Origin of the sequence: Marinobacter shengliensis, assembly GCF_003007715.1 — a bacterium.
GTDB lineage: Bacteria > Pseudomonadota > Gammaproteobacteria > Pseudomonadales > Oleiphilaceae > Marinobacter > Marinobacter shengliensis.
The window spans coordinates 254,678-274,681 of record NZ_PXNO01000021.1; the positions used below are offsets into that span (position 1 = coordinate 254,678).

General features: G+C 58.8%; 16 protein-coding genes. 9 read left to right on the top strand and 7 right to left on the bottom strand.

The features are described 5' to 3' along the window. Nucleotides 1–36 precede the first annotated feature (36 nt). Nucleotides 37–2,511, bottom strand: a complete 2,475-nt coding sequence (locus C7H10_RS07280) for an ExeM/NucH family extracellular endonuclease (protein ID WP_106694330.1) — start codon at nucleotides 2,509–2,511, stop codon at nucleotides 37–39. Between the two features lie 220 nt (nucleotides 2,512–2,731). On the opposite strand from C7H10_RS07280, the gene C7H10_RS07285 reads away from it, so the two are divergent. Beyond that, nucleotides 2,732–3,490 carry a putative 4-mercaptohistidine N1-methyltransferase gene (locus C7H10_RS07285; protein WP_106694331.1) on the top strand — a complete coding sequence of 253 codons (759 nt, stop codon included), beginning with the start codon at nucleotides 2,732–2,734 and terminating at the stop codon, nucleotides 3,488–3,490. A 116-nt stretch (nucleotides 3,491–3,606) separates the two neighbouring features. On the opposite strand, the gene C7H10_RS07290 is transcribed toward C7H10_RS07285, so the two are convergent. Beyond that, on the bottom strand, nucleotides 3,607–4,392 hold the full coding sequence (locus C7H10_RS07290; protein ID WP_106694332.1) for a GntR family transcriptional regulator: 786 nt from the start codon (nucleotides 4,390–4,392) through the stop codon (nucleotides 3,607–3,609). 218 nt (nucleotides 4,393–4,610) lie between these two features. Here C7H10_RS07290 and C7H10_RS07295 point away from each other — a divergent pair, with 218 nt between their 5' ends. The 4 genes from C7H10_RS07295 to C7H10_RS07310 are packed head-to-tail and all read left to right on the top strand — an operon-like array spanning nucleotide 4,611 to nucleotide 9,303. Further along, the gene (locus C7H10_RS07295; RefSeq protein WP_106694333.1) at nucleotides 4,611–6,305 is read left to right on the top strand and encodes an L-lactate permease; all 1,695 of its coding nucleotides are present in this window, start codon (nucleotides 4,611–4,613) and stop codon (nucleotides 6,303–6,305) included. Between the two features lie 60 nt (nucleotides 6,306–6,365). Further along, nucleotides 6,366–7,193, top strand: a complete 828-nt coding sequence (locus C7H10_RS07300) for a (Fe-S)-binding protein (RefSeq protein WP_106694334.1) — start codon at nucleotides 6,366–6,368, stop codon at nucleotides 7,191–7,193. Beyond that, nucleotides 7,190–8,632: a LutB/LldF family L-lactate oxidation iron-sulfur protein gene (locus C7H10_RS07305; protein WP_106694335.1), complete on the top strand. Its 1,443-nt coding sequence runs from the start codon at nucleotides 7,190–7,192 to the stop codon at nucleotides 8,630–8,632. Before C7H10_RS07300 ends, C7H10_RS07305 begins: the two co-directional genes overlap by 4 nt. Beyond that, nucleotides 8,632–9,303: a LutC/YkgG family protein gene (locus tag C7H10_RS07310; RefSeq protein WP_106694336.1), complete on the top strand. Its 672-nt coding sequence runs from the start codon at nucleotides 8,632–8,634 to the stop codon at nucleotides 9,301–9,303. The genes C7H10_RS07305 and C7H10_RS07310 overlap by 1 nt, the downstream gene beginning before the upstream one ends. A gap of 8 nt (nucleotides 9,304–9,311) precedes the next feature. Here the strand turns inward: C7H10_RS07310 and nfsA are convergent, their stop codons facing one another. Together nfsA and C7H10_RS07320 are read right to left on the bottom strand one after the other, a co-directional pair. Beyond that, nucleotides 9,312–10,049, bottom strand: a complete 738-nt coding sequence (gene nfsA, locus C7H10_RS07315; protein ID WP_106694337.1) for an oxygen-insensitive NADPH nitroreductase — start codon at nucleotides 10,047–10,049, stop codon at nucleotides 9,312–9,314. A 154-nt stretch (nucleotides 10,050–10,203) separates the two neighbouring features. Then, entirely contained in the window at nucleotides 10,204–11,253 is a 1,050-nt protein-coding gene (locus C7H10_RS07320) for a cytochrome-c peroxidase (protein ID WP_106694338.1), read from the bottom strand. Nucleotides 11,254–11,501: 248 nt separating this feature from the next. Between C7H10_RS07320 and C7H10_RS07325 the strand changes: the two genes are divergently transcribed. Beyond that, entirely contained in the window at nucleotides 11,502–12,047 is a 546-nt protein-coding gene (locus C7H10_RS07325) for a rhodanese-like domain-containing protein (RefSeq protein ID WP_106694339.1), read from the top strand. A gap of 45 nt (nucleotides 12,048–12,092) precedes the next feature. Here C7H10_RS07325 and C7H10_RS07330 read toward each other — a convergent pair whose 3' ends face one another. Both C7H10_RS07330 and C7H10_RS07335 read right to left on the bottom strand, forming a co-directional pair. Further along, on the bottom strand, nucleotides 12,093–12,545 hold the full coding sequence (locus C7H10_RS07330) for a DsrE family protein (RefSeq protein ID WP_106694340.1): 453 nt from the start codon (nucleotides 12,543–12,545) through the stop codon (nucleotides 12,093–12,095). Nucleotides 12,546–12,643: 98 nt separating this feature from the next. Then, nucleotides 12,644–13,747 carry a PilT/PilU family type 4a pilus ATPase gene (locus tag C7H10_RS07335; protein WP_106694341.1) on the bottom strand — a complete coding sequence of 368 codons (1,104 nt, stop codon included), beginning with the start codon at nucleotides 13,745–13,747 and terminating at the stop codon, nucleotides 12,644–12,646. A gap of 189 nt (nucleotides 13,748–13,936) precedes the next feature. Between C7H10_RS07335 and C7H10_RS07340 the strand changes: the two genes are divergently transcribed. Beyond that, on the top strand, nucleotides 13,937–15,625 hold the full coding sequence (locus C7H10_RS07340; protein WP_279629204.1) for an arylsulfatase: 1,689 nt from the start codon (nucleotides 13,937–13,939) through the stop codon (nucleotides 15,623–15,625). 33 nt (nucleotides 15,626–15,658) lie between these two features. Beyond that, the gene (locus C7H10_RS07345) at nucleotides 15,659–16,687 is read left to right on the top strand and encodes a porin (RefSeq protein WP_167392884.1); all 1,029 of its coding nucleotides are present in this window, start codon (nucleotides 15,659–15,661) and stop codon (nucleotides 16,685–16,687) included. Between the two features lie 33 nt (nucleotides 16,688–16,720). Here C7H10_RS07345 and C7H10_RS07350 read toward each other — a convergent pair whose 3' ends face one another. After that, nucleotides 16,721–17,710, bottom strand: a complete 990-nt coding sequence (locus tag C7H10_RS07350) for a helix-turn-helix domain-containing protein (protein WP_106694343.1) — start codon at nucleotides 17,708–17,710, stop codon at nucleotides 16,721–16,723. A 186-nt stretch (nucleotides 17,711–17,896) separates the two neighbouring features. Here C7H10_RS07350 and C7H10_RS07355 point away from each other — a divergent pair, with 186 nt between their 5' ends. Then, complete coding sequence (locus C7H10_RS07355) at nucleotides 17,897–19,987, top strand: tetratricopeptide repeat protein (RefSeq protein ID WP_106694344.1); 2,091 nt, start codon at nucleotides 17,897–17,899, stop codon at nucleotides 19,985–19,987. Nucleotides 19,988–20,004 lie beyond the last annotated feature (17 nt).

The following is a 20,004-nucleotide window of genomic DNA, read 5'->3' on the forward strand; positions in this document are numbered from 1 at the left end:
CAACACCTGCCCGCTGGCAGGTGTTGTGCGACCGGATTATCGGCCTCGAATGGCGTGTACGAGGGCCAGGAAGTCCTGGCCATCCACTTTGCCGTCTGCGTTGATGTCGTAGGTTGGCGCCGGGGCCTTACCGAACAGGGTTGCAAGAATAAAGCGGGCGAGGTCGCGGCCATTCACCCGGCCGTCGCCGTTCAGGTCTGCCCGGTCGGCTGCGGTGCGGGTGTCCATCTCAAGCGCCACCAGCACCGGGTCATGGTCGGAGGCGCGGTAGGGGTCCGGCGCATAGAAGCTGGCCTGTTGCTCCGGAGTCTTGAACTCGGTGTTGTAGTCCAGCGCCCGGGGTTCGTCAGCGTTGATGGTCCAGATGCTGGTGTCTTTGACCTTGCCTGCCAGTGCTTCATTGGCAAGGGCGTGATCGAGGTAACCTGCCTGGCCGAAAAACACGTAAGAGTAAGCCTGTTCGCCTTCGTGGACGGCTACGAGATCCTGATATCCCCGTGCGTTCAGGGCGCGAATCGGATCTTCCTTGGCGTAGGCATTGAGGTCACCGATGATCAGTACATCCTGTTCGCCGGTGCCCGTGGCATCGTTAGCCAGCCAGTCCGCCAGGGCGTTGGCGGCCTGGGTTCGCTCCGGGTTCCAGCAGCCCTGGCCATCACCTTGATCAGCATTGGCGCCGTCGGCGTTACCACAGCCCTTGGATTTGAAGTGGTTAACGGCGATGGTCAGGCCATCCTCAGATCCGATCAACCGGAAGGTTTGTGCCAGCGGCTGACGGTTCAGCTGGTTGAACGGGGCGGCGCCGATAGTGGCGGCACTGCCAACCGTCTCAACACGGTCTGCCCGGTAAAGCAGACCTACGGCGATCGCGTCCCCGCCTAACTGCGTCAGGCCCGGGTTAACATACTGCCACTGGCTTCCCAGGGCCGCCGTCAGCTCAGCAATGGCACTGTTGTTGTCGTAGCCGTCATTCTCAATTTCCATCAAGCCGATAATGTCAGCATCCAGGGCGGTTAAGGCACTGGCGAGCTTGGCAGTCTGCCGGCTGAGCTCTTCCGCGTTGTTGGCACCGCGGGCGGTCGGGAAACCCCCGCCCATGCCGTCACCATTGAAAAAGTTCAGCACGTTGAACGACGCTACAAGCAGGTTTCCCCGATTCTCAAGCCGTGGTTCGGTTGGTCGTGGGTTGGTTTGGCTGAAGCTGGGAGCGGTGGTTGGTTGCAATCGCCACTCGGAGAACCGGTAATCCAGAATGCCTTGCAGGTCGTTTACCGTATCACCGGCGCGGACAGTCTGGCTGGCACTGAGCTGGGGTGACGGGTAAGGCACGATGGCGGGGTTCTGTCGATTACTGCCATCGTCCAGAATGATCCTGTCCAGGCCATTCATTTCGGCGACCAGTGCGGCATCTGGGCCTGGCAGCGCCACGTTAGTGGGAATGAAATGCCGTCCGCTACCCAGGGTCAGGCTGCCGAATCGGCCAAGATCGTAGTTGTCGTTAACCACCAGCGCCTCATTGAAGATGACGCGCATGGATTCGAAGGCTTCCGGAGAATCCAGATCCGGCCATGGCAGGGTCAAAGACACGGGCGGGGGTAGCTCGCCGGAACCACAGAGGGTGCTGTCGATGATGTCGGTCAGTTCGGTCAGCCCCTGATATTCCAGTACCTTGCCGGCGATTCGGATTCGTTGGCCGGCCTCTACTGCAAGATTGGGAGCGAAGACGAAAATGCCTTCGGATGTCCTCGGATCGTCATCCCGGTGCTGCAGTTCTTCTTCCATGAAAAAGCCGCCCAGTTGTCCGTCTCCGTTGAAACTGGCGGTGACGATCGCTTCAATAACCGCCGTCTGGCCAGCCAGCGGGCTCTGGTCCGTCAGGCCCTGGATTTCGGAAATACGGGTTGCCTCAGCGCCACAGGTGAGGTCTGGTGTCTCTGGCTCAAGTGGGCCATCGCTGCCGCCGGCTTTACCGAGGTCTGAAAAATCGTCCTGTGGGAAACCGTCGTAAGCGATGGCCGGGTCGTAGGTATCGAACGGATTGGTGTCTGCCACTGCACCGGCTTTTCGGCGCAGTGTGCGGTTCTGGGTTCGGGTATCCCCTGAGCCCCAGTAGCTGCCGGGGTCGAAACCGACCTGGCCGATACTGTCAGCCACGGCGCCACCCTTTAGCAACACGACGGCGTCGTCACCGTTGAACAGCCCGGCGCCGGTGGTTTGATCGGCCACGGCCAGAATCGCCGGATCTGCGCTGCTGTGGGCGAACACAAAGTTGGTGCCAGGTGCCACATTGCCGGTCAGATTGAAGGTCTGACCAGCTACGTCTGACCCGTTGAAGTAAACCTGAAGTTCCCAGGCGGCCAGATCAATGCTGGCATCGGTGGTGTTCAGTAACTCAATAGCCTTGTTGTTGCTGGAGCCTTCAACGTATTCGCTGATAACCAGCCCCGCCTGAATTGGGCCGGCCAGAAAACCGCTGATGGCAGTGGCCAGCAGTGTATGCTTCATCGTCATGGTTCTGTCCCTGAGTCATTGTTGGTTAGCGGGAAGTCCGCTACGGACAATCTGGCGAACATCTGTGACGATGGCGTGTGATTTGTGTGAAGGGTGTTTTGCCGGATGGTGACATGAGTTCGGCGTGCCCGACGAACGGGACTCCAGCCCCAGGCTGTCAGTATCGAGGATTCGCGGTACAGTGAAACCGTGCTATGCGAACCGAGCAGAGGAGAAATAGGTGAACAATCCCAGCGATTACTATGAAAACGATACCACCCTGGCCCAGTATCTGGAGTTTCACTTTGGTGAATCCTGGCATGGCGAGGCGAATTTCCCGAAAGAGCTGGCGGAGGCCGCCCTGGAGGCACTGAATGGCCGTGAAACCTGTCGGGCGCTGGATATCGGCTGTGCGGTGGGGCGAACCACGCTGGAACTGGCCCGCCATTTTGATCATGTCGATGGCGTCGATTTTTCCCAGACCTTTGTGAACACCTGCCGGGATGTTGTGGCCAGCGGTAGGGCCCGCTACGCCAGGCCGGAAGAGGGTGAGCTGGTCAGTTATCAGGAGCGCTCACTGGCGGCACTGGGTCTGGCAGAAGCGGCTCAACGCGTCGCTTTCCACCAGGGCGATGCCTGCGATCTGGGGCAGGACTACCGGGATTATGATCTGGTGCTGGCGGGTAACCTGATCGACCGGTTATACAAGCCGTCCCTGTTTCTTGAAACCATCCACGAGCGGATCAATGATCTGGGTTTGCTGGTGATCGCATCACCTTACACCTGGCTGGAAGACTACACGCCGAAATCCGAGTGGGTGGGCGGTTACCTGAAAAATGGTGAGCCTTTCACCACGCTCGATGGCCTGAAGAACATGCTGGCGCCTCATTTCAGGCTGCTGGGCGAGCCCAGAAGCCTGCCGTTCGTGATCCGGGAAACCCGCAACAAATTCCAGCACAGCTTTTCCGAACTGACTATCTGGGAAAAGTTGCCGGCCTGACGAGCGCTGTCACTGAACGGTCATGTTCGGGTGCTAATTTAAAGACTCATCAGGACGACACGCATTGTGTTGGTGCATCGTGTGAATACTTTGGCCGGGGAACTCCCCCGGCTTTTTTATGCCTGTTCGTCAGCGTTGTGCCGTTCCCGGCGCAAGGCCCTCTGTTTGCGCCGTTCGTTTTCCGAGTGTTCCGAGATGGTCTGCTGGACAAATTCGATGTGGTGGCCGGCAATGGCCCGGGCATCCTCGGCCCTTCCTTCCATGATTGCCTGAAACAGCCGGGAATGCTGGTCTACCAGGCCCTGCCGGGTTTTGGCGGCTCTGGCATACATGCCGCCGATGTTGGTCACAATGTTGTTCTTGAGCATGTTGAACAGGTTACGCATGGTGTGCATCAGCACCACATTATGGCTGGCCTCGGCGATGGCCATGTGGAAGCGGGCGTCCGCTGCGCCTTCGGCTTCCAGGTTGTTGCCGGAGCTGTCGCGGTAACAGGCATCCAGTGCGGTCCAGGCTTGAGTGAGGTACTGGCGGTCAACTTCGGTGGCTCTTTGCGCTGCGTAAAAGGCACAGTCTGCTTCCAGCGTGCGGCGAAATTCCAGCAGGTCGCGATGGGCTTCCGGGTGCGTCTCCAGCAACTTGATCAGTGGGTCACTGAAACTGGCACCCAGCGTTTCGGTGACAAAGTTGCCCCCTCCCTGGCGGCTGTGGAGCAGGCCTTTGGCGGCCAGTTTCTGGATTGCTTCTCTCAACGATGGTCGGGACACACCGAATTGCTCTGCCAGCACCCGCTCCGGAGGTAACCGCTGGCCGGGTTGCAATGTGCCTTCCAGAATCATGGTTTCCAGTTGCTCAACGATGGTGTCGGCGAGGCGCCTGGGCGCCACCTGATTGATGGCCATGTACGGCTCCGGTTGATAAATAAATTGGTCTTACCAATAAATATTAGCCTGCTTTGTTCTTGTTTTCCCAGTAAAACCCATAGGCAATTAGACGAATGTCGAACGCCCTGCTTTTGACAGCCCAAAGGGTGTTCAAATAACGTACTTGGACAGACTTGTAAATTGGTATTACCAATTATCCAAAAATAGTATCCAACAACAATACTCTGGAGAAAATCATGTCGTCCGGATTGCTCGCCCTGTTGGCATTTGCCCCGATTCTGCTGGCCGGAATCCTTCTGATTGGCCTGCGTTGGCCTGCCCGCCGCGCCATGCCCGTGGTGTTCCTGGTCACTGCGCTGATCGGTTACAGCGCCTGGGATATGACCCTGAACCGTATTCTTGCCTCCACCCTGCAGGGTCTGGTGATTACCATTGGACTGCTGTGGATTATCTTCGGCGCTATTTTACTGCTGAACACGCTGAAACATTCGGGGGCCATCACCACCATTCGGGCGGGCTTTACCAACATCACCCCGGACCGCCGTATTCAGGCGATTATCATTGTCTGGCTGTTCGGCAGCTTCATCGAAGGCGCCTCCGGCTTCGGCACGCCGGCGGCCATTGCCGCGCCTCTGCTGGTGGCTGTGGGCTTCCCGGCCATGGCGGCTGTGATGCTGGGCATGATGGTGCAGAGCACGCCGGTGTCCTTTGGTGCCGTGGGCACCCCGGTGGTGGTTGGTGTAACCACGGGTCTCGACCGTGCCACGATTACCGAGCGACTGGAGGCTCTGGGCTCCAACTGGGATGCGTACCTGCAGCTGATCACCTCGGAAGTGGCCATCACCCACGCCGTTGTCGGTGTGGTTATGCCGTTGCTGATGGTGACCATGATGACCCGCTTCTTCGGCAAGAACAAAAGCTGGAAAGAAGGGTTGGAGGTGCTGCCGTTTGCCCTGTTTGCAGGTGTTGCCTTTGTGGTTCCCTACGCGCTGACCGGTGTGATTCTGGGGCCGGAATTCCCGTCTCTGCTGGGTGGCCTGATTGGCCTGGCGATCGTGACCATGGCGGCGAAGAAGGGCTTCCTGATGCCCAAAAACGCCTGGGATTTTGCCGACCGCAAGGACTGGCCCTCGGAGTGGCTGGGCAGTATCGAGATGAAGCTCGAAGACATCGCGGCCAAGCCCATGAGCGGTTTCCGCGCCTGGGTGCCCTATGTACTGGTGGGCGTCGTGCTGGTGCTGAGCCGGACCGTCGACCCGATCAAACAGGCCTTCACCAGCGTTGGTGTATCGTTCTCGAATATTCTGGGTGAGGCAGGCATCAATGCCGGTGTTCAGCCTCTGTACCTGCCGGGCGGTATCCTGGTGATGGTTGTTCTGGCAACCTTCTTCATTCACCGCATGAGCGCTCGTGCCCTTGGGAATGCCGTCAAGGAATCCAGTGGTGTGCTGTTGAGCGCAGGCTTTGTTCTTCTGTTTACGGTGCCGATGGTGCGGATCCTGATCAACTCGGGCGTTAACATGTCCGATTTGCCCAGTATGCCGCTGGCCATGGCCACCTGGGCCGCCGATGCCGTGGGTGGTATCTATCCGCTGCTGGCACCGACCGTGGGTGCGCTGGGTGCCTTTCTGGCGGGTTCCAACACCGTATCCAACATGATGTTCAGTCAGTTCCAGTTTGGTGTCGCTGAAAGCCTCGGCCTGTCCACCGCCCTGATGGTGGCGGTGCAGGCCGTGGGTGCCGCTGCCGGTAACATGGTGGCCATTCATAACGTGGTGGCCGCCTCAGCCACGGTGGGGCTGTTGGGCCGTGAAGGACAGACCCTGCGCAAGACCGTGTGGCCGACCCTATACTACCTCTTGGCGACCGGTTTGATTGCATTGCTGGCGGCCTATGGCCTGGGTGTGATGGACCCGTTAATGGGCCGGTAACGCTGACATAACGATGACGGGCGGGCGGCCGGTGGCCGTATCGCCCGGAGGCAATGACTGATGAGTGAGCTGTTCTACGATGCCGCCCCCAATGCCACCCGTGTGGCTCCGGAGCGCCCCAAGCCCCGGACCTACCCGGCAAAGCCGGCCGAGGTCACGCTGTTTGGCACCTGCGTGGTGGACTTGTTCTTCCCCGAGGCTGGGCTGGACGCCATCCGCCTGCTGGAACGGGAGGGTATTCGCGTACATTTTCCGCAGGCGCAGTCTTGCTGCGGCCAGCCGGCCTGGACCTCTGGTTACGTGAATGAGGCCCGGGAGGTGGCGCGGGCACAGCTCAACCTGCTGGATAACGGCATGCCGGTGGTGGTGCCCTCGGGTTCCTGTGCCGGTATGTTCCGCCAGCACTATCAGGAAGTGTTTGCCGAAGAGCCGGATACCCTCGAGCGTGTTGAAAGCCTGGCCGAGCGCACTTTCGAGCTGACCGAATTCCTGTTGCACGTCTGTAAAGTGGACTGGCAGGACCTGGGCCAGCCCACGCAGATTGCCCTGCACACCTCCTGTTCTGCCCGCCGGGAAATGAACACCCACCTGCACGCCCGGGAACTGCTGGGCAAGCTATCCAACGTGCAGCGACTGGACCACGACCATGAAAGCGAGTGCTGTGGTTTCGGCGGCACTTTCTCGGTGCGCATGCCGGAAGTCTCCGGCGCCATGGTGCTGGACAAAACCCGTTCGCTACGGGAGTCCGGCGCGGCGGAAATGGTCACCGCCGATGGTGGCTGCCTGCTCAACATCAATGGTTCGCTGGAAAAACAGCAACAGGCCTTCCGGGGCCGGCACCTGGCCAGCTTCCTGTGGGAGCGGGTCAGCGGTGAGGTGACGCCATGAGCCAGCGCATACCCATTAAGGAGCTGACCGACAGCTTCCGTGGCCGCGCCGTGGGTGCCCTGGCGGACGACCAGCTGCGCACCAACTTCCGGGTGGCTATGGATTCGCTGATGAAAAAGCGCGCCGATGCTTTCCCGGATGAAGACGAGCGCGAAGGCTTGCGGGAACTGGGTAACCACATCAAGGCCCGGGCCCTGTCTCGGTTGCCGGATTTACTGGAGCAGCTGGAAGCCAAACTGACCGACAATGGTGTGAAGGTCCACTGGGCGGAAACCACCGAAGAAGCCAACCGGATTGTCCATTCCATCATCGAGGCAAAGAAAGGCGCTCAGGTGGTGAAGGGCAAATCCATGGTCAGCGAAGAAATGGAGATGAACGACTACCTGGCCGAGCGCAACATCGAGTGCCTGGAGTCCGATATGGGCGAATACATTGTCCAGTTGGATGGTGAGAAGCCCTCCCACATCATCATGCCGGCCATTCACAAAAACCGCTTTCAGGTATCCAAGCTGTTCCACGACAAGCTGGGCGTGGAGGAAACCGAGGATGTGAACGAGCTGATCCAGATCGGCCGGCGCACCCTGCGCCAGAAATTCCTTGAAGCGGATGTCGGTGTCTCCGGCGTGAACTTCGCCATTGCCGAAACCGGCACCCTGCTGCTGGTGGAGAACGAGGGCAATGGCCGCATGAGTACCACTGCGCCGCCGGTGCACATTGCCGTGACCGGCATTGAAAAGGTGGTGGAAAACCTGCGGGACGTGGTGCCTTTGTTGTCATTGCTGACCCGTTCCGCCTTGGGCCAACCCATCACCACTTACGTGAACATGATCTCCGGCCCCCGCAAGGCGGATGAGCTGGATGGCCCGGAAGAAGTCCACCTGGTGCTGCTGGATAATGGCCGCAGCGGCGCCTTTGCCGATGCCCAGTTGCGCCAGACCCTGAACTGTATCCGTTGTGGCGCCTGTATGAACCATTGCCCGGTGTATACCCGGGTGGGCGGCCATACCTACGGTGAGGTGTATCCGGGGCCGATCGGCAAGATCATTACGCCGCACATGGTGGGCCTGCACAAGGTTCCGGATCATCCCAGCGCGTCGTCATTGTGTGGTGCCTGTGGCGAAGTGTGCCCGGTGAAGATTCCGATTCCGGAAATGCTGCAGCGATTGCGGCAGGAAAACGTGAAAAGCCCGGCGGAGCAGCCGAAAGTGAAAGATGGCGGTGCCAAATACTCCCGCAAGGAGCGGGCGATCTGGCGCTTCTGGGCAAGACTGAACACGTCGCCGGTGTTCTACCGGTTGTTCCTGTGGGGCGCGACCCGCTTGCGCAAGCTGGCACCGAAAAACGTCGGCCCATGGACTGAGAACCACTCAGCACCGGTGCCGGCCCGCCGGTCGTTGCACGATCTGGCCAAAGCCCATCTGAATCAGGGGGATCGGTGATGAGCGCTCGCAGCAATATTCTGAACAAACTTCGTGCCGGCCTGGCCGGCACCACGCCCCGGCCTGATGATTTTGACGAGGGTCTGGTTACAACTCCCTGGCAGTACGCCGCGGAAGACCGGATTACCCGCCTGCGCACTTTGATGGAAGCGGTACACACCGAGGTTCATCAGGTCACCAGCGCCCAGTGGCCTGCCAAAGTGCAGGAATTGCTGGAGAGCCGAGGTCTGGGCAACCTGCTATATGCCCCAGGCACCGGCCATGGCAGACAGCTGGCGGTGCACTGGCAGAGGAGCTGTGCGAAAGTTCAGTTGATGGTCTACGACCGGCCCATCGAGGAATGGAAAGATGAGTTGTTCTGGAAGGTGGATGCCAGCATAACCGGTACTGTGGGCGGCATTGCAGCCACCGGGTCCCTGGTGCTCTGGCCGGACCGTCATGAACCGCGCCTGATGAGCCTGCTGCCGCCGTTGCACATAGCCCTGCTCAAGGCCAGTAAGGTGGAAGATAACCTGTACGGAATGATGCAAAAACACAACTGGTCCGCGGGTTTGCCCACGAACCTGTTGCTGGTCTCCGGCCCGTCCAAGACTGCGGATATCGAGCAGGTGCTGGCTTACGGTGCCCATGGCCCGAAAGAGCTGGTGGTTCTCATCCTTGAGGACGCCTGAGGGCGGGGTTACTTGACCCCGAACCCTCGCTTGTTCAGGAACTCCTTCATGTGAGGCCGGAGCTTGCTGGTAAACAGCGGCTTCAGCTGCTCGGACCAGTTGGTGTCCTTGTTGCCGCCGGCACGCTCGCGGTAATAGCGCGCCATGGTGTCGTCGAAGCTGGCCACCAGTTGCTCGTCACTGGAATCGTTGTAGCTGTCTTCCTTGAGAATGGCTGCCAGGGGCAGGCGCGGCTTCACCTCCGGTTGCTGGTCCGGATAGCCAAGGCACAGGCCAAATACCGGATACACATGTTCCGGTAATTTGAGCAGATCGCTCACTTCCTGCGGGTTGTTGCGAATACCGCCAATGTAGCAGATGCCCAGTCCTTCCGATTCAGCCGCTACCACCACATTCTGCGCAATCAGGGCGGTATCAATGCTGGCCACCAGAAGTTGCTCAGTCATGCCTCGAATCACCTCCGCACCGGCTTTCGCTGCCGATTCGGTCGCCCGCTTCATGTCGGCACAGAACACCAGGAAATCCGAGCAGGTCTCCACGTAGATTTGCCCGCCTGCCAGTTCTGCGAGTTTCCGACGGTTTTCCGGATTGACCACATGAATAATGGTGTAGGCCTGGACATGGTTGGAGGTGGCTGCGCATTGCCCGGCACGGATCAGGTCTTCAAACAGTTCCCGCGGAATCTTCTGATCCTTGAATTTCCGGATGGAGCGATGGGATTTCAGGAGTTCGATGGTCGGATTCATAGGGCCTCGTCTGCTGCAGGTAAAAACAGACGATAGCTTGCTTATCAGGATTGGCACAACAGGACAAAGGTGGGGATTTGTTCGTATGGTCCTGGTGCTCAACGAAACAGCGCGCCCTGAGGCGCGCTGCTAAAGACACCTGCCGGTCAGGTGATCAAGGCACCATGTCGGTGGGGCGAGGTGTGGTGGCTGTGCTCGGCGGCATAATCGGGTAGCGGATTTCCGGAATGTTGCCAGTCAGGGTCTTGAGGAAGGCAACAATGGACTGGACTTCGCTGTCGTTCAGCTCTGTACCCAGCTGCGCAGTACCCATAACCGCAACCGCTTCCTCAAGGCTCCAGACGGCGCCAGAGTGGAAGTAGGGGGCTGTCAGCTCAATGTTCCGCAGCGGAGAGGCACGGAATACATATTCATCGGAGGCTGTCTGGGTGACCTCAAAGCGGCCGCGGTCGCCCTCAGGCAGAATGGCACCGCCCGGACGCTCGACCAAACCGAACGGGTAGTATTCCTGGCCACCGAGGTTCACACCGCTGTGACAAGCGGCGCAGCCTCTGTCCATGAACAGGGCCAGACCTTCCTTTTCTTTGTCATTCAGAGCGGCCGTGTTGCCACGCAGGTACTTGTCGAATTCAGAGTCTGGAGTGATCAACGTTGCCTCGAAAACTTCGATGGCTACGGCCATGTTGTCGAATGTCACCGGATCATCCTGCCCCGGAAAGGCATCGCCGAAGCGTTCAACATACTCCGGCATGCTCTTCAGGGTAGAAACCACCCGCTCCGGAGTGCTGCTCATTTCCACGCCCGCCTGAACCGGGCCCTTGGCCTGCTCGGCAAGGTCTGCTGCCCGGCCATCCCAGAACTGCGCTGCGTTGAACACCGCGTTGAATACCGTCGGGGAGTTCCGGGGGCCTTTCTGCCAGCCGTGACCAATGGACAGCGGCAGGTAATCATCTCCGCCTAAACCGACGTTGTGGCAGGTGTTACAGCTGATCAGATGGCTGGAAGACAGGCGCGGTTCGAAGAACAGCATCTTGCCCAGTTCCACCTTGGATTGGGTCAGCTCGTTGCCGTCGATCACAGGTGGATATTTGGGAATCGGCTCGAAGGTGCTTCTGGCCCGGTCCAGCAGGTCATCTGCGGCGGCAGAACCCGCCATTACGCCCAGACTCAGAATCAGGGCTTTGGTTAACGGACGTTTCATCATGGTTCACTCTCCTTATGAGACAGGTCTGGTCTCTCTGAACCAAAGTTAACAAACGCACCGGGAACTTCACGGAAAACCGGTCAGAGTTGGCGTCATAATTGATGTCTGTCAATTTTCACTTTTTGTCGGGGATATTCAGGGTTAGCTGCGACATTTCGCCGCTGAACGAAGCGGTTTGGCGGGTGTCAAATGATCAGTTATATCGTTATGCTCAAAGATAAAGTCCAGATCCAAAACAGGAGATTGCCATGAAATCGTTACTCGTGATGTTGCTGTTCAGTTTTGTCCTGGTGACAACGGCCCAGGCAGAGGAAGCGCTGTCAGTCACGCCACAGGAAACCCACGACATGGTCCAGGAGCAGGGCGATCAGGTGTTGTTCATTGACGTGCGGGACCCGGTGGAAATCATGTTCATCGGCTTTACCGATGCGGTGGACCTGAACATTCCGTTCCAGGTGGTGGACCGCACCCGGTTCAACGAAGACAAAGCCGTCTTCGCCATGGATATCAACGAAAATTTTGTTGCCGAGGTGGATGCCGCGCTGGCTGAAAAGGGGCTGGACCGGAATGCGTTAATCATCACCATGTGTCGTTCCGGCTCTGCGCGAGGAAAGCCCAGTGCCGAGTATCTGATGGAGCGTGGATTCAGCAACGTGAAGTACGTGGACCACGGCTTCCAGGGTGACTCTCTGAAAGAAGGCCCCCAGAAGGGCATGCGGCTGCAGAACGGTTGGCAGAACTCCGGTATGCCCTGGACCACCAAGGCAAACCCCGAAAAAATCTATCGTCCTTGATTATTCGGGTGCCTGCCGCGGAAGGCACCCGAAGTCCTTGTCATTTCAGAACGTGAAGACACGCATATTGCGATTCAGCATCTGGTCGGCCATCTGCGGCGGCATGGCGACACCAACACCGTCAATCAGGTCGTCTTTGCTGTTGTCGTTGTTCGGCAAGTAGAGAGCACAAACGCTGGCGGTACCACCCGCTTTCAGCAGGCCGCGCAGCATTTGCCCAGGCGTCACGTTGCGCGGTGCCAGAGCTTCACCCTCATAGGATTTCAGGGCCAGGTCTCCGGCCTCATCACACAGCAGCACGTTAACCTTGGCGCCTTTTTCCGCCATGGTATTGGCCAGCACCATGGCCATGCCCTGGGTCTGGAGGGAGTCGCTGGACAGAATCACCAGAACTTCTTCTACGGCGCTGCCTTTGTTTCCGTGGCTGGCGGCCATCGCGTGCATCGGTGCCAGTGTCACCAGAACGGCCAGGGTGAAAAGTTTGAGAATATTGGTCATTGGTTGAGCTCCTTGAGTGAGGTTTTCACCGCTCAATATAGAGCTTCGTAGGTATAGGGTCAGTGACATTGTCACTGTCCTGCTGACTCAAACAGGGGTCAGCTTTCGTCAATGCTCAGCAGGTCGCTGGGCAATTGCAGGCCACCGCTGGCCAGGCGAATCTTGACTTCCAGGTTGTGCCTGGAGTTGGCGTTGCTGAGAGCCTCTTCCCGGGTAATCCTACCCGCGTTGTAGAGTTCGAGAATGGCCTGATCGAAGGTTTTCATGCCCTGTTCGCCGCCCCGAGTCATGATGTCGGCAATCCCATCTATCTCACCCTTGGAGATCAAATCCCGAATGTAGGGGCTGGCAAGCATCACTTCCACGGCCACCACCCGTTTGCCGTCTTTGCCCTTCAGCAGACGCTGGGCCACCACCGCTTTCAAGTGCATGCTCATATCCATGAACAGCTCCTTGTGGGCGTGTTCGGGAAAGAAGTTTACAATCCGGCGCATGGTATGGTCCACGTTGCTGGCGTGCAGGGTTGAGATGCACAGGTGGCCGGTTTCCGCATAGGTGAGCGCATGCTTCATGGTGTCTCGGTCGCGGATCTCGCCGATCATGATCACATCGGGCGCTTCCCGCATGGCCCGGCGCAACGCTTCGTTATAGGAGCGGGTGTCTACCCCCACCTCCCGCTGGTTAACCACACTTTTCCTGTGGTTGTGGGTGTATTCGATGGGGTCTTCCACCGTCAGAATGTGGCCAGACTGTTTGCCGTTGCGGTGGTCAATCATCGAGGCCAGGGTGGTGGATTTGCCGGAGCCGGTGGAGCCCACCACCAGTATCAATCCACGGGGTTCCATGATCAGCTCTTTCAGCACCGCTGGCAGGCCAAGACTCTCAATGGAGGGAATGTCGTTGCGCAGATGGCGCACCACCATACTGACTTCGCCGCGCTGCCAGAACACATTCACCCGGAAGCGTCCAACCTCGTTCACCCCGACCGCCATGTCCAGTTCCAGGTTCTTCTCGAACTCGGCCCGCTGCTTGTCGTTCATCACCGAATAGGCCAGTTGCCGGACCGCGCCAGAGGCCAGGGGGTTCTGGGTGATTGGGCCGGTTTTCCCCTCAACCTTCATCATCACCGGTGAACCGGTAGAAAATAAAAGGTCAGAGGCGCCCTTGTCGGCCATGACTTTCAGGTAGGCGGGCAGTTCCATGAAGACTCCTCGTGCAAGGCGGACGAATATCACCATTATGTATTGTAGTCGGGTATTTTGCGTCTCAGAGAATGTTGCGCATTTATGACAACGCCTGCGCATACGGGATAACCCCTGCCCACAAACCCTCAGCAGAATGGTGTTGACCACACACTGGTGGCACAACAACGAACTGATTGAGGGCATAGCATGTACAAAAACAACACGCTGCTTCGTCGGTTGGGGCTGGCCATGGGGTTGGTGGCAGCGTCTACGCTGGCATCGGCCAACCAGGCTGAAAAACCCAACTTCCTGCTGATTATCGCCGATGACCTGGGCTATTCAGACATCGGCGCGTTCGGGGGCGAGATTGAAACCCCGAGCCTGGATGCCCTGGCCAATGAAGGCATCCGGATGACCAACTTCCACACCGCTCCCACCTGTTCCCCGACCCGGTCCATGCTGTTTTCCGGCACCGATAACCACCGCGCCGGTATCGGCAACATGGCCGAGCTGCTGACGCCGGAACAGAAAGGGCAGCCAGGCTACGAGGGCCACCTGAATGATCTGGTGGTGACTCTGCCTGAGGTACTGCGGGATAACGGGTACCACACATCCACCACCGGTAAATGGCATCTTGGCCGGACTGAGGCGCTGAGCCCCAATGCGCGTGGGTTCGACGAATCCTGGGTGCTGGTGCAGGGTGGCGCCAGCCACTTTGATGATGGCCGGGCGATTATCGGTGTCGATCCGAAAGCTATCTACCTGGAGAACGGCAAGCAGGTAGAAGTGCCCAAGGGCTTCTTCTCTTCCGACTTCTACGCCGACAAGGCCATCGAGTACGTTAACGCGGCCGGCGACAAACCGTTCTTCCACGTGCTCTCGTTCACAGCACCCCATTGGCCACTGCAGGCGCCGGATTCCTACATCAAGAAATACGAGGGTCGTTACGACGAAGGCTATGAAGCCATTCGCCAGCAGCGTCTGGGCAAGATGAAAGACATGGGGCTGGTTGGGCATGAACTGGCGGCCAACGTCCCTTTTGACCAGCTGCCGACCTGGGATGAGCTGACCGATGAGCAGCGCAGGATCGAAGCCCGAAAGATGGAAATCTACGCCGCCATGGTGGACAACATGGACGAGAACATCGGCCGGGTTATCGCCCATCTGGAAAAGGCGGGCAAGCTCGACAATACCGTGGTCATGTTCATGTCCGATAACGGTGCTGACGGCAACAGCCCGGAAGTGCTGCCCCGCAACAAGGAATGGATTGCTGCTGAGTACGACAACAGCTTCGAGAACATGGGCCGTCGTGACTCTTACATCTGGTATGGCGCCCAGTGGGGACAGGTAAGTGCCACGCCCTGGCCGATGTGGAAAGGCTACCCAACCCAGGGTGGTTTTCTGGTGCCGGCTATCCTCAGCCTGCCGGGCAAAGACGCCAACGGTGAAATCAACCACGAGTTTTTCCATGTGATGGACATCATGCCAACGTTCCTGGAACTGGCGGGTATTGATGTTCCTACCAGCCCTTACAAAGGCCGGGAAGTGTTCGAGGTTCAAGGCATTTCGATGGTGCCCGGCCTGAACGGCAAGGCTCCGGAAAACCGGGTTGTTGGATGGGAACTCTATGGCCGTTCCGCGGTGCGCATGGGTGACTGGAAAATTCGACTGATGGAGCCACCTTATGGCCCGGGCGAATGGCAGCTTTTTAATCTGGCTGTTGATCCTACTGAAACCACGGACCTGGCCAGCAAGGAACCTGAAAAGCTGAAACAACTGCTGGCTGAGTGGGACAAGTACGTCAAGCGCAATGGCGTGATCGCAGCTGACCCTGCCGACATGCGGAGAGTTGGATACAGCTTCACCACCTGCCTGTACGGCAAGTGTGTTGAGTAACCCGACCCCATGTCAGAAAACAGGAGATACGCCATGAAACTGAAACAGACACTTCTTGCGGCTGCGATATGCGCAGTCGCCGCCACCCCGGCCCTCGCGGTCGAGCTGGATAAACCGAACTTCTACGGAAACCTGAATGCCGGTGCCCTGAAGATCGAAGGAAAAGACGCGGAAGCAGAAGCGTTTGAACTTGAACTCGGGGTGCAAGGCAAAGCGGCCATCGATCAAGGCCTGAACCTGAACTACGCCGTTGAGGTGGACCTTGCCTGGGCCGCCAACAGTGCCGATGACCCCACCACCGGCCGGGACGGTGAAGCCGATGTGCATGTGAAAGAGGCCAAATTCTGGCTGCCGACCCGTTATGGCCTGTTCGTGGCGGCGCCCCGGGGTACCAGTGGCCAGTGGGTAGAAATCTACGGGCCAATCAACCACTACGAATACAACGTGTCCCGGGCGGACCCACGGCCCGATGGTATCTTCGCCCAGCCGGATCGGACCTCCGGTACCTTTGCCTATCACACCCCATGGTTTATGAAGACCAAGCTGGTGTTTGCAGCCATCACCCTGAATGACAGCAACGGCAAAGATGCCGATGGTCGCTCGGTGCGGCTGGTGCACAAGGGCGACAACCTCGGATTTGCCATCGGCACCACTCAATTGGTGCAAGAGCAACTGCCGCCGTTTGCCACGGATGATTACCTGATCACCGCGGCTGGTCTGAGCTATCAGCTGGGTGGCCTGGCCCTGGGTGCGGTCTGGGAAAACAACCGCAATTCCCCATACCCCCTGGATCCGCAAGGCAAGGCCGATTTTGATTCCTACGGTGTCTCCGCCCAGTACATCACCGAAGGCGGTGCTGGCATAGCGGTGGGCTACAAGGAAAAGGATCACGATTACTCGGCGGCGGACAACTCCGTTTACACCCTGAAGCTCGAGCAGCGAATCACCCCTCAGGTGAAGGTATGGGCAGAAACCGGCCAATACGATAAGCCGGTTGTCAGCCCGCAAGGGGCGCTCGTGACCGATACCAACTACGCCGTTGGCTTTAACCTAACCTTCTGACTCTGAAAGCGTCTTGCCCGGGGAGATTCGGCATTAAACCGAATCGAGCCGGGCCTTTTTACTGACCACAACCCGGGATGCACGGCACTGCCGCAGGGTTTCCGAAGGCAGCTCGCCAAAGGCTTCGTGGTACTGGCGGGTAAAGTGGCTCAGGTGGTTGAATCCGTAGGAAAACGCCGCGTCGCCGATATTGATGTCGGGGCTGGTTCGGAGTAACTCCCGAACGCCTTTGAGTTTGTGGCACAGAATAAACTTTGCCGGCGTGGTGTGGAGGTAGGTACGAAACCCGGATTCCAGGGACCGACGGCTAGCGCCGGTGATCCGCAGCAGGTCGCACACCGAGATGGGGTCACGAATATGCGCCAGTATCCATTCCGTTGCCAAACGAATCCGGCCAGGAAGGATCGACGGGTTTTCCAGACCCTCCCGATGCAACTGGTTGGCAAACTGGGCCAGTAGCAAACCTTCCCACTGGGACTGAACCGCCGGGTCGATCCGCCCCAGACAGATTTCGTGTTGTTGCGCCAGGCAGGTAATGGCGTTTCTCAACACCAGGGCGTCTTGATGATTACCGGGGATAAAGGCGTTGGTTTCCCTGAGAAAGCTGAGGTCCGGAACACCCAGGGTGTCGATCAGTTTCTGGCGCGCCAGGCTCATCACCACGGCCCGGGTGCCTTTTTCCCAGACCAGGTCTGCCTGCTTGCCCGGTGCCGTCAACACCAGGCTGTCGGCTGGCACGTTGGTATCCAGGGATTTGCAATAGATGTTGCCGGACAGCACCAGAACCGCGTGAAAGGTCTGCTGGGTTTCGGACTGAATGTGAACCTTCTCGGACCACATGGCGCCGAACAGCGAGCTGCTGCCCACGGGCTGTAAGGTTAGCAGGTTCTCGGCCCGGCCGCTGTGAGACAGAGGGGTAACCTCGCGGTCTTCAATGTGGGCATTGATAAAGGCCTTTGCCTCCTCAAAATCGGGAGAGCGCACACCCACGTTGTATCGGAATGGAACCTGTTTTTCGTTCATGGCGGAGTCGTTGTTTTTGTGTGTTCAGCCAACGGGATCTTAGCGATCTTTATCATAGATCAAGCAAGCGGCAGGCCACATCCCGAAAGTTGGGCCAGCCTTTGCAAGTCGTGGGCTTACAGGGGTGGTCGCAGGATATTCCGGGAATTCGGGTTTATGATCTGGTGAAATGGGTGCTGAAGTAACATGGAATTGAACGATATGATGAAGCGAGGCTGCAGGCTATTAGCCATTTGCCTGCTGGTGCTGGCCGGCGGCACGGCCGTGGCCGACCCTTCTGTTTGTGTGGATTGCCATGAAGGGGAAGTGGCCGAATGGTCCCGCTCCCAGCATGCCGTCGCCATGGCGGAAGCCAGCCCGGAGGCGGTGGCCGGTGATTTCTCCGGCGCCCGCTTTCAAGACTCAGAGCTCGCCGTTCAATTCCTGGAGAAAGACGGGCAATTTCTTATTCACACCCGGGAGGGTGACGAAAAACGCCAGTGGACCGTCCGCTACACCTTCGGGGTTTACCCGCTGCAACAGTACCTGATTGATATTGGCGATGGCCGCCTTCAGGCTTTCAACATTGCCTGGGATACCCGCAGCAAGTCCGACGGCGGTCAGCGCTGGTTCCGGTTGGATGAACCGGGGCAGAACCGGCCCGGTGATGCCATGCACTGGACCGGCATTTACCAGAACTGGAACAACCAATGCGCCGATTGCCATTCCACCGGGCTGGAGCGTCATTACGACCCGGTGGAAGACCGCTACCACACCGAGTGGCAGCACGTGGCCGTGAGTTGCACCGCGTGCCATGATGCGGCTCTGGACCATGCCTCTGCCCAGAGTAGCGGAGACTCCCTGGCCGCCGGCGTGCAGCTGGCGGCGGTGGGGGCCTGGCTGGTGAGCGAAGGAAAACAGCCACCTCGCCTGAAAGGGGCCAAGCCTGGTTCCAAACAGGTGGCCACCTGCGGCCAGTGCCATTCCCTGCGCACCAGCCTGACGGATTCCGCCGGTGGCCAGGTACACGACCAGTTCAGCCTGAGCCGGCTGGATCAACCGCTGTATTACTCTGATGGGCGAGTCCGGGAAGAGGTATTTGTGCTGGGCTCCTTTGAACAAAGCAAGATGTTCCAGGCTGGTGTTGTCTGTAGCGACTGCCATAACCCCCATACCGGCAAGCTCAAGATTGAAGGCAACGGTGTCTGTGCCCAGTGCCACAACGCCGGTGACTACGATACCCCGGATCACCACCATCACCCCCGCAACAGCGAGGGTGCGCAGTGCGTAAGCTGCCACATGCCCGAAGCCACGTTTATGAGAATCGATGACCGGCGGGAGCACAGTTTCATGGTGCCCCGGCCAGATGTGTCGAAGGCATCCGGCAGCCCTGATGTTTGCCTGGCGTGCCACACAGACCGGGATCGTGCCTGGTCGATGGACACCGTCGGGATCTGGTATCCGGATCTTTACCAGCCGGACACCTGGCATCACGTTCAGCAACGTAACCTGGCAGAGGTTCTGGCCTATCTGGCCGATGAGGGCGAGCCTGCCATTCGCCGGGCAACGCTGCTGGAACAGCACGGGGACGCCCTCGTGGCCCGGCACATGTCGGTGGTGGCGCGTCTGGCCCAGAGCGATCATGCGGTGATCCGCGAGAGCGCCTATCGTGTGCTCAGGCATGGCGAGACGGGCCGGGTCCGGAGCCTTGCCGAGCAGGGGTTGGCTGATGAATCACTGGCGGTCAGGCTGGCGGCCTTTGAATCCATGGTGTGGAGCGGCAGCCTGCCGGACTCCGAACGCTGGGCCGGGGTCAAGCGGGAATACGAGCACTATGTTGATATGCAGTCAGACCTGCCCGCGGGCAGTGTGCTGAAAGCCCGATACCTGATGGCCGGGGATTATGTCTACAAGGCTGAGCAACAACTCAAACGTGCACTGGCCAAAGACCGGGGCTATGTGCCCGCCACCATCCTGCTGACCGATATTCTCCGTTCCGGCGACCGTAACCTGGAAGCGGTCCGGGCCATTGATCAAACCCTGGAACACAGCCCTGACGAACCCCAGCTGATTCACCTGCGGGGGCTGATCCGCATTCGCCTGCAAGACTATCCGGCGGCGCTGGCGGATCTGGAACGGGCCCATGCACTGGCGCCCGGCCAGTGGCTGTTTGGCTACCGGTACGCGGTTGCACTGTTCCAGCTGGACCAGAAGGACAAAGCCCGGCAAGTGACCCAGGCCTTGTTGCAACAATACCCCGATAACGCGCAATTGCGGGCGCTGATGAACCACCTGTAGGGACAACCAGAACCGGG

Coding starts and splice junctions, on each gene's coding strand:
- C7H10_RS07280 (WP_106694330.1), bottom strand. CDS start 2,511: ATGACGATGAAGCATACACTGCTGGCCACTGCCATCAGCGGTTTTCTG.
- C7H10_RS07290 (WP_106694332.1), bottom strand. CDS start 4,392: ATGGCCATCAATCAGGTGGCGCCCAGGCGCCTCGCCGACACCATCGTT.
- C7H10_RS07295 (WP_106694333.1), top strand. CDS start 4,611: ATGTCGTCCGGATTGCTCGCCCTGTTGGCATTTGCCCCGATTCTGCTG.
- C7H10_RS07300 (WP_106694334.1), top strand. CDS start 6,366: ATGAGTGAGCTGTTCTACGATGCCGCCCCCAATGCCACCCGTGTGGCT.
- C7H10_RS07305 (WP_106694335.1), top strand. CDS start 7,190: ATGAGCCAGCGCATACCCATTAAGGAGCTGACCGACAGCTTCCGTGGC.
- C7H10_RS07310 (WP_106694336.1), top strand. CDS start 8,632: ATGAGCGCTCGCAGCAATATTCTGAACAAACTTCGTGCCGGCCTGGCC.
- nfsA (WP_106694337.1), bottom strand. CDS start 10,049: ATGAATCCGACCATCGAACTCCTGAAATCCCATCGCTCCATCCGGAAA.
- C7H10_RS07320 (WP_106694338.1), bottom strand. CDS start 11,253: ATGATGAAACGTCCGTTAACCAAAGCCCTGATTCTGAGTCTGGGCGTA.
- C7H10_RS07325 (WP_106694339.1), top strand. CDS start 11,502: ATGAAATCGTTACTCGTGATGTTGCTGTTCAGTTTTGTCCTGGTGACA.
- C7H10_RS07330 (WP_106694340.1), bottom strand. CDS start 12,545: ATGACCAATATTCTCAAACTTTTCACCCTGGCCGTTCTGGTGACACTG.
- C7H10_RS07335 (WP_106694341.1), bottom strand. CDS start 13,747: ATGGAACTGCCCGCCTACCTGAAAGTCATGGCCGACAAGGGCGCCTCT.
- C7H10_RS07340 (WP_279629204.1), top strand. CDS start 13,937: ATGTACAAAAACAACACGCTGCTTCGTCGGTTGGGGCTGGCCATGGGG.
- C7H10_RS07345 (WP_167392884.1), top strand. CDS start 15,659: ATGAAACTGAAACAGACACTTCTTGCGGCTGCGATATGCGCAGTCGCC.
- C7H10_RS07350 (WP_106694343.1), bottom strand. CDS start 17,710: ATGAACGAAAAACAGGTTCCATTCCGATACAACGTGGGTGTGCGCTCT.
- C7H10_RS07355 (WP_106694344.1), top strand. CDS start 17,897: ATGGAATTGAACGATATGATGAAGCGAGGCTGCAGGCTATTAGCCATT.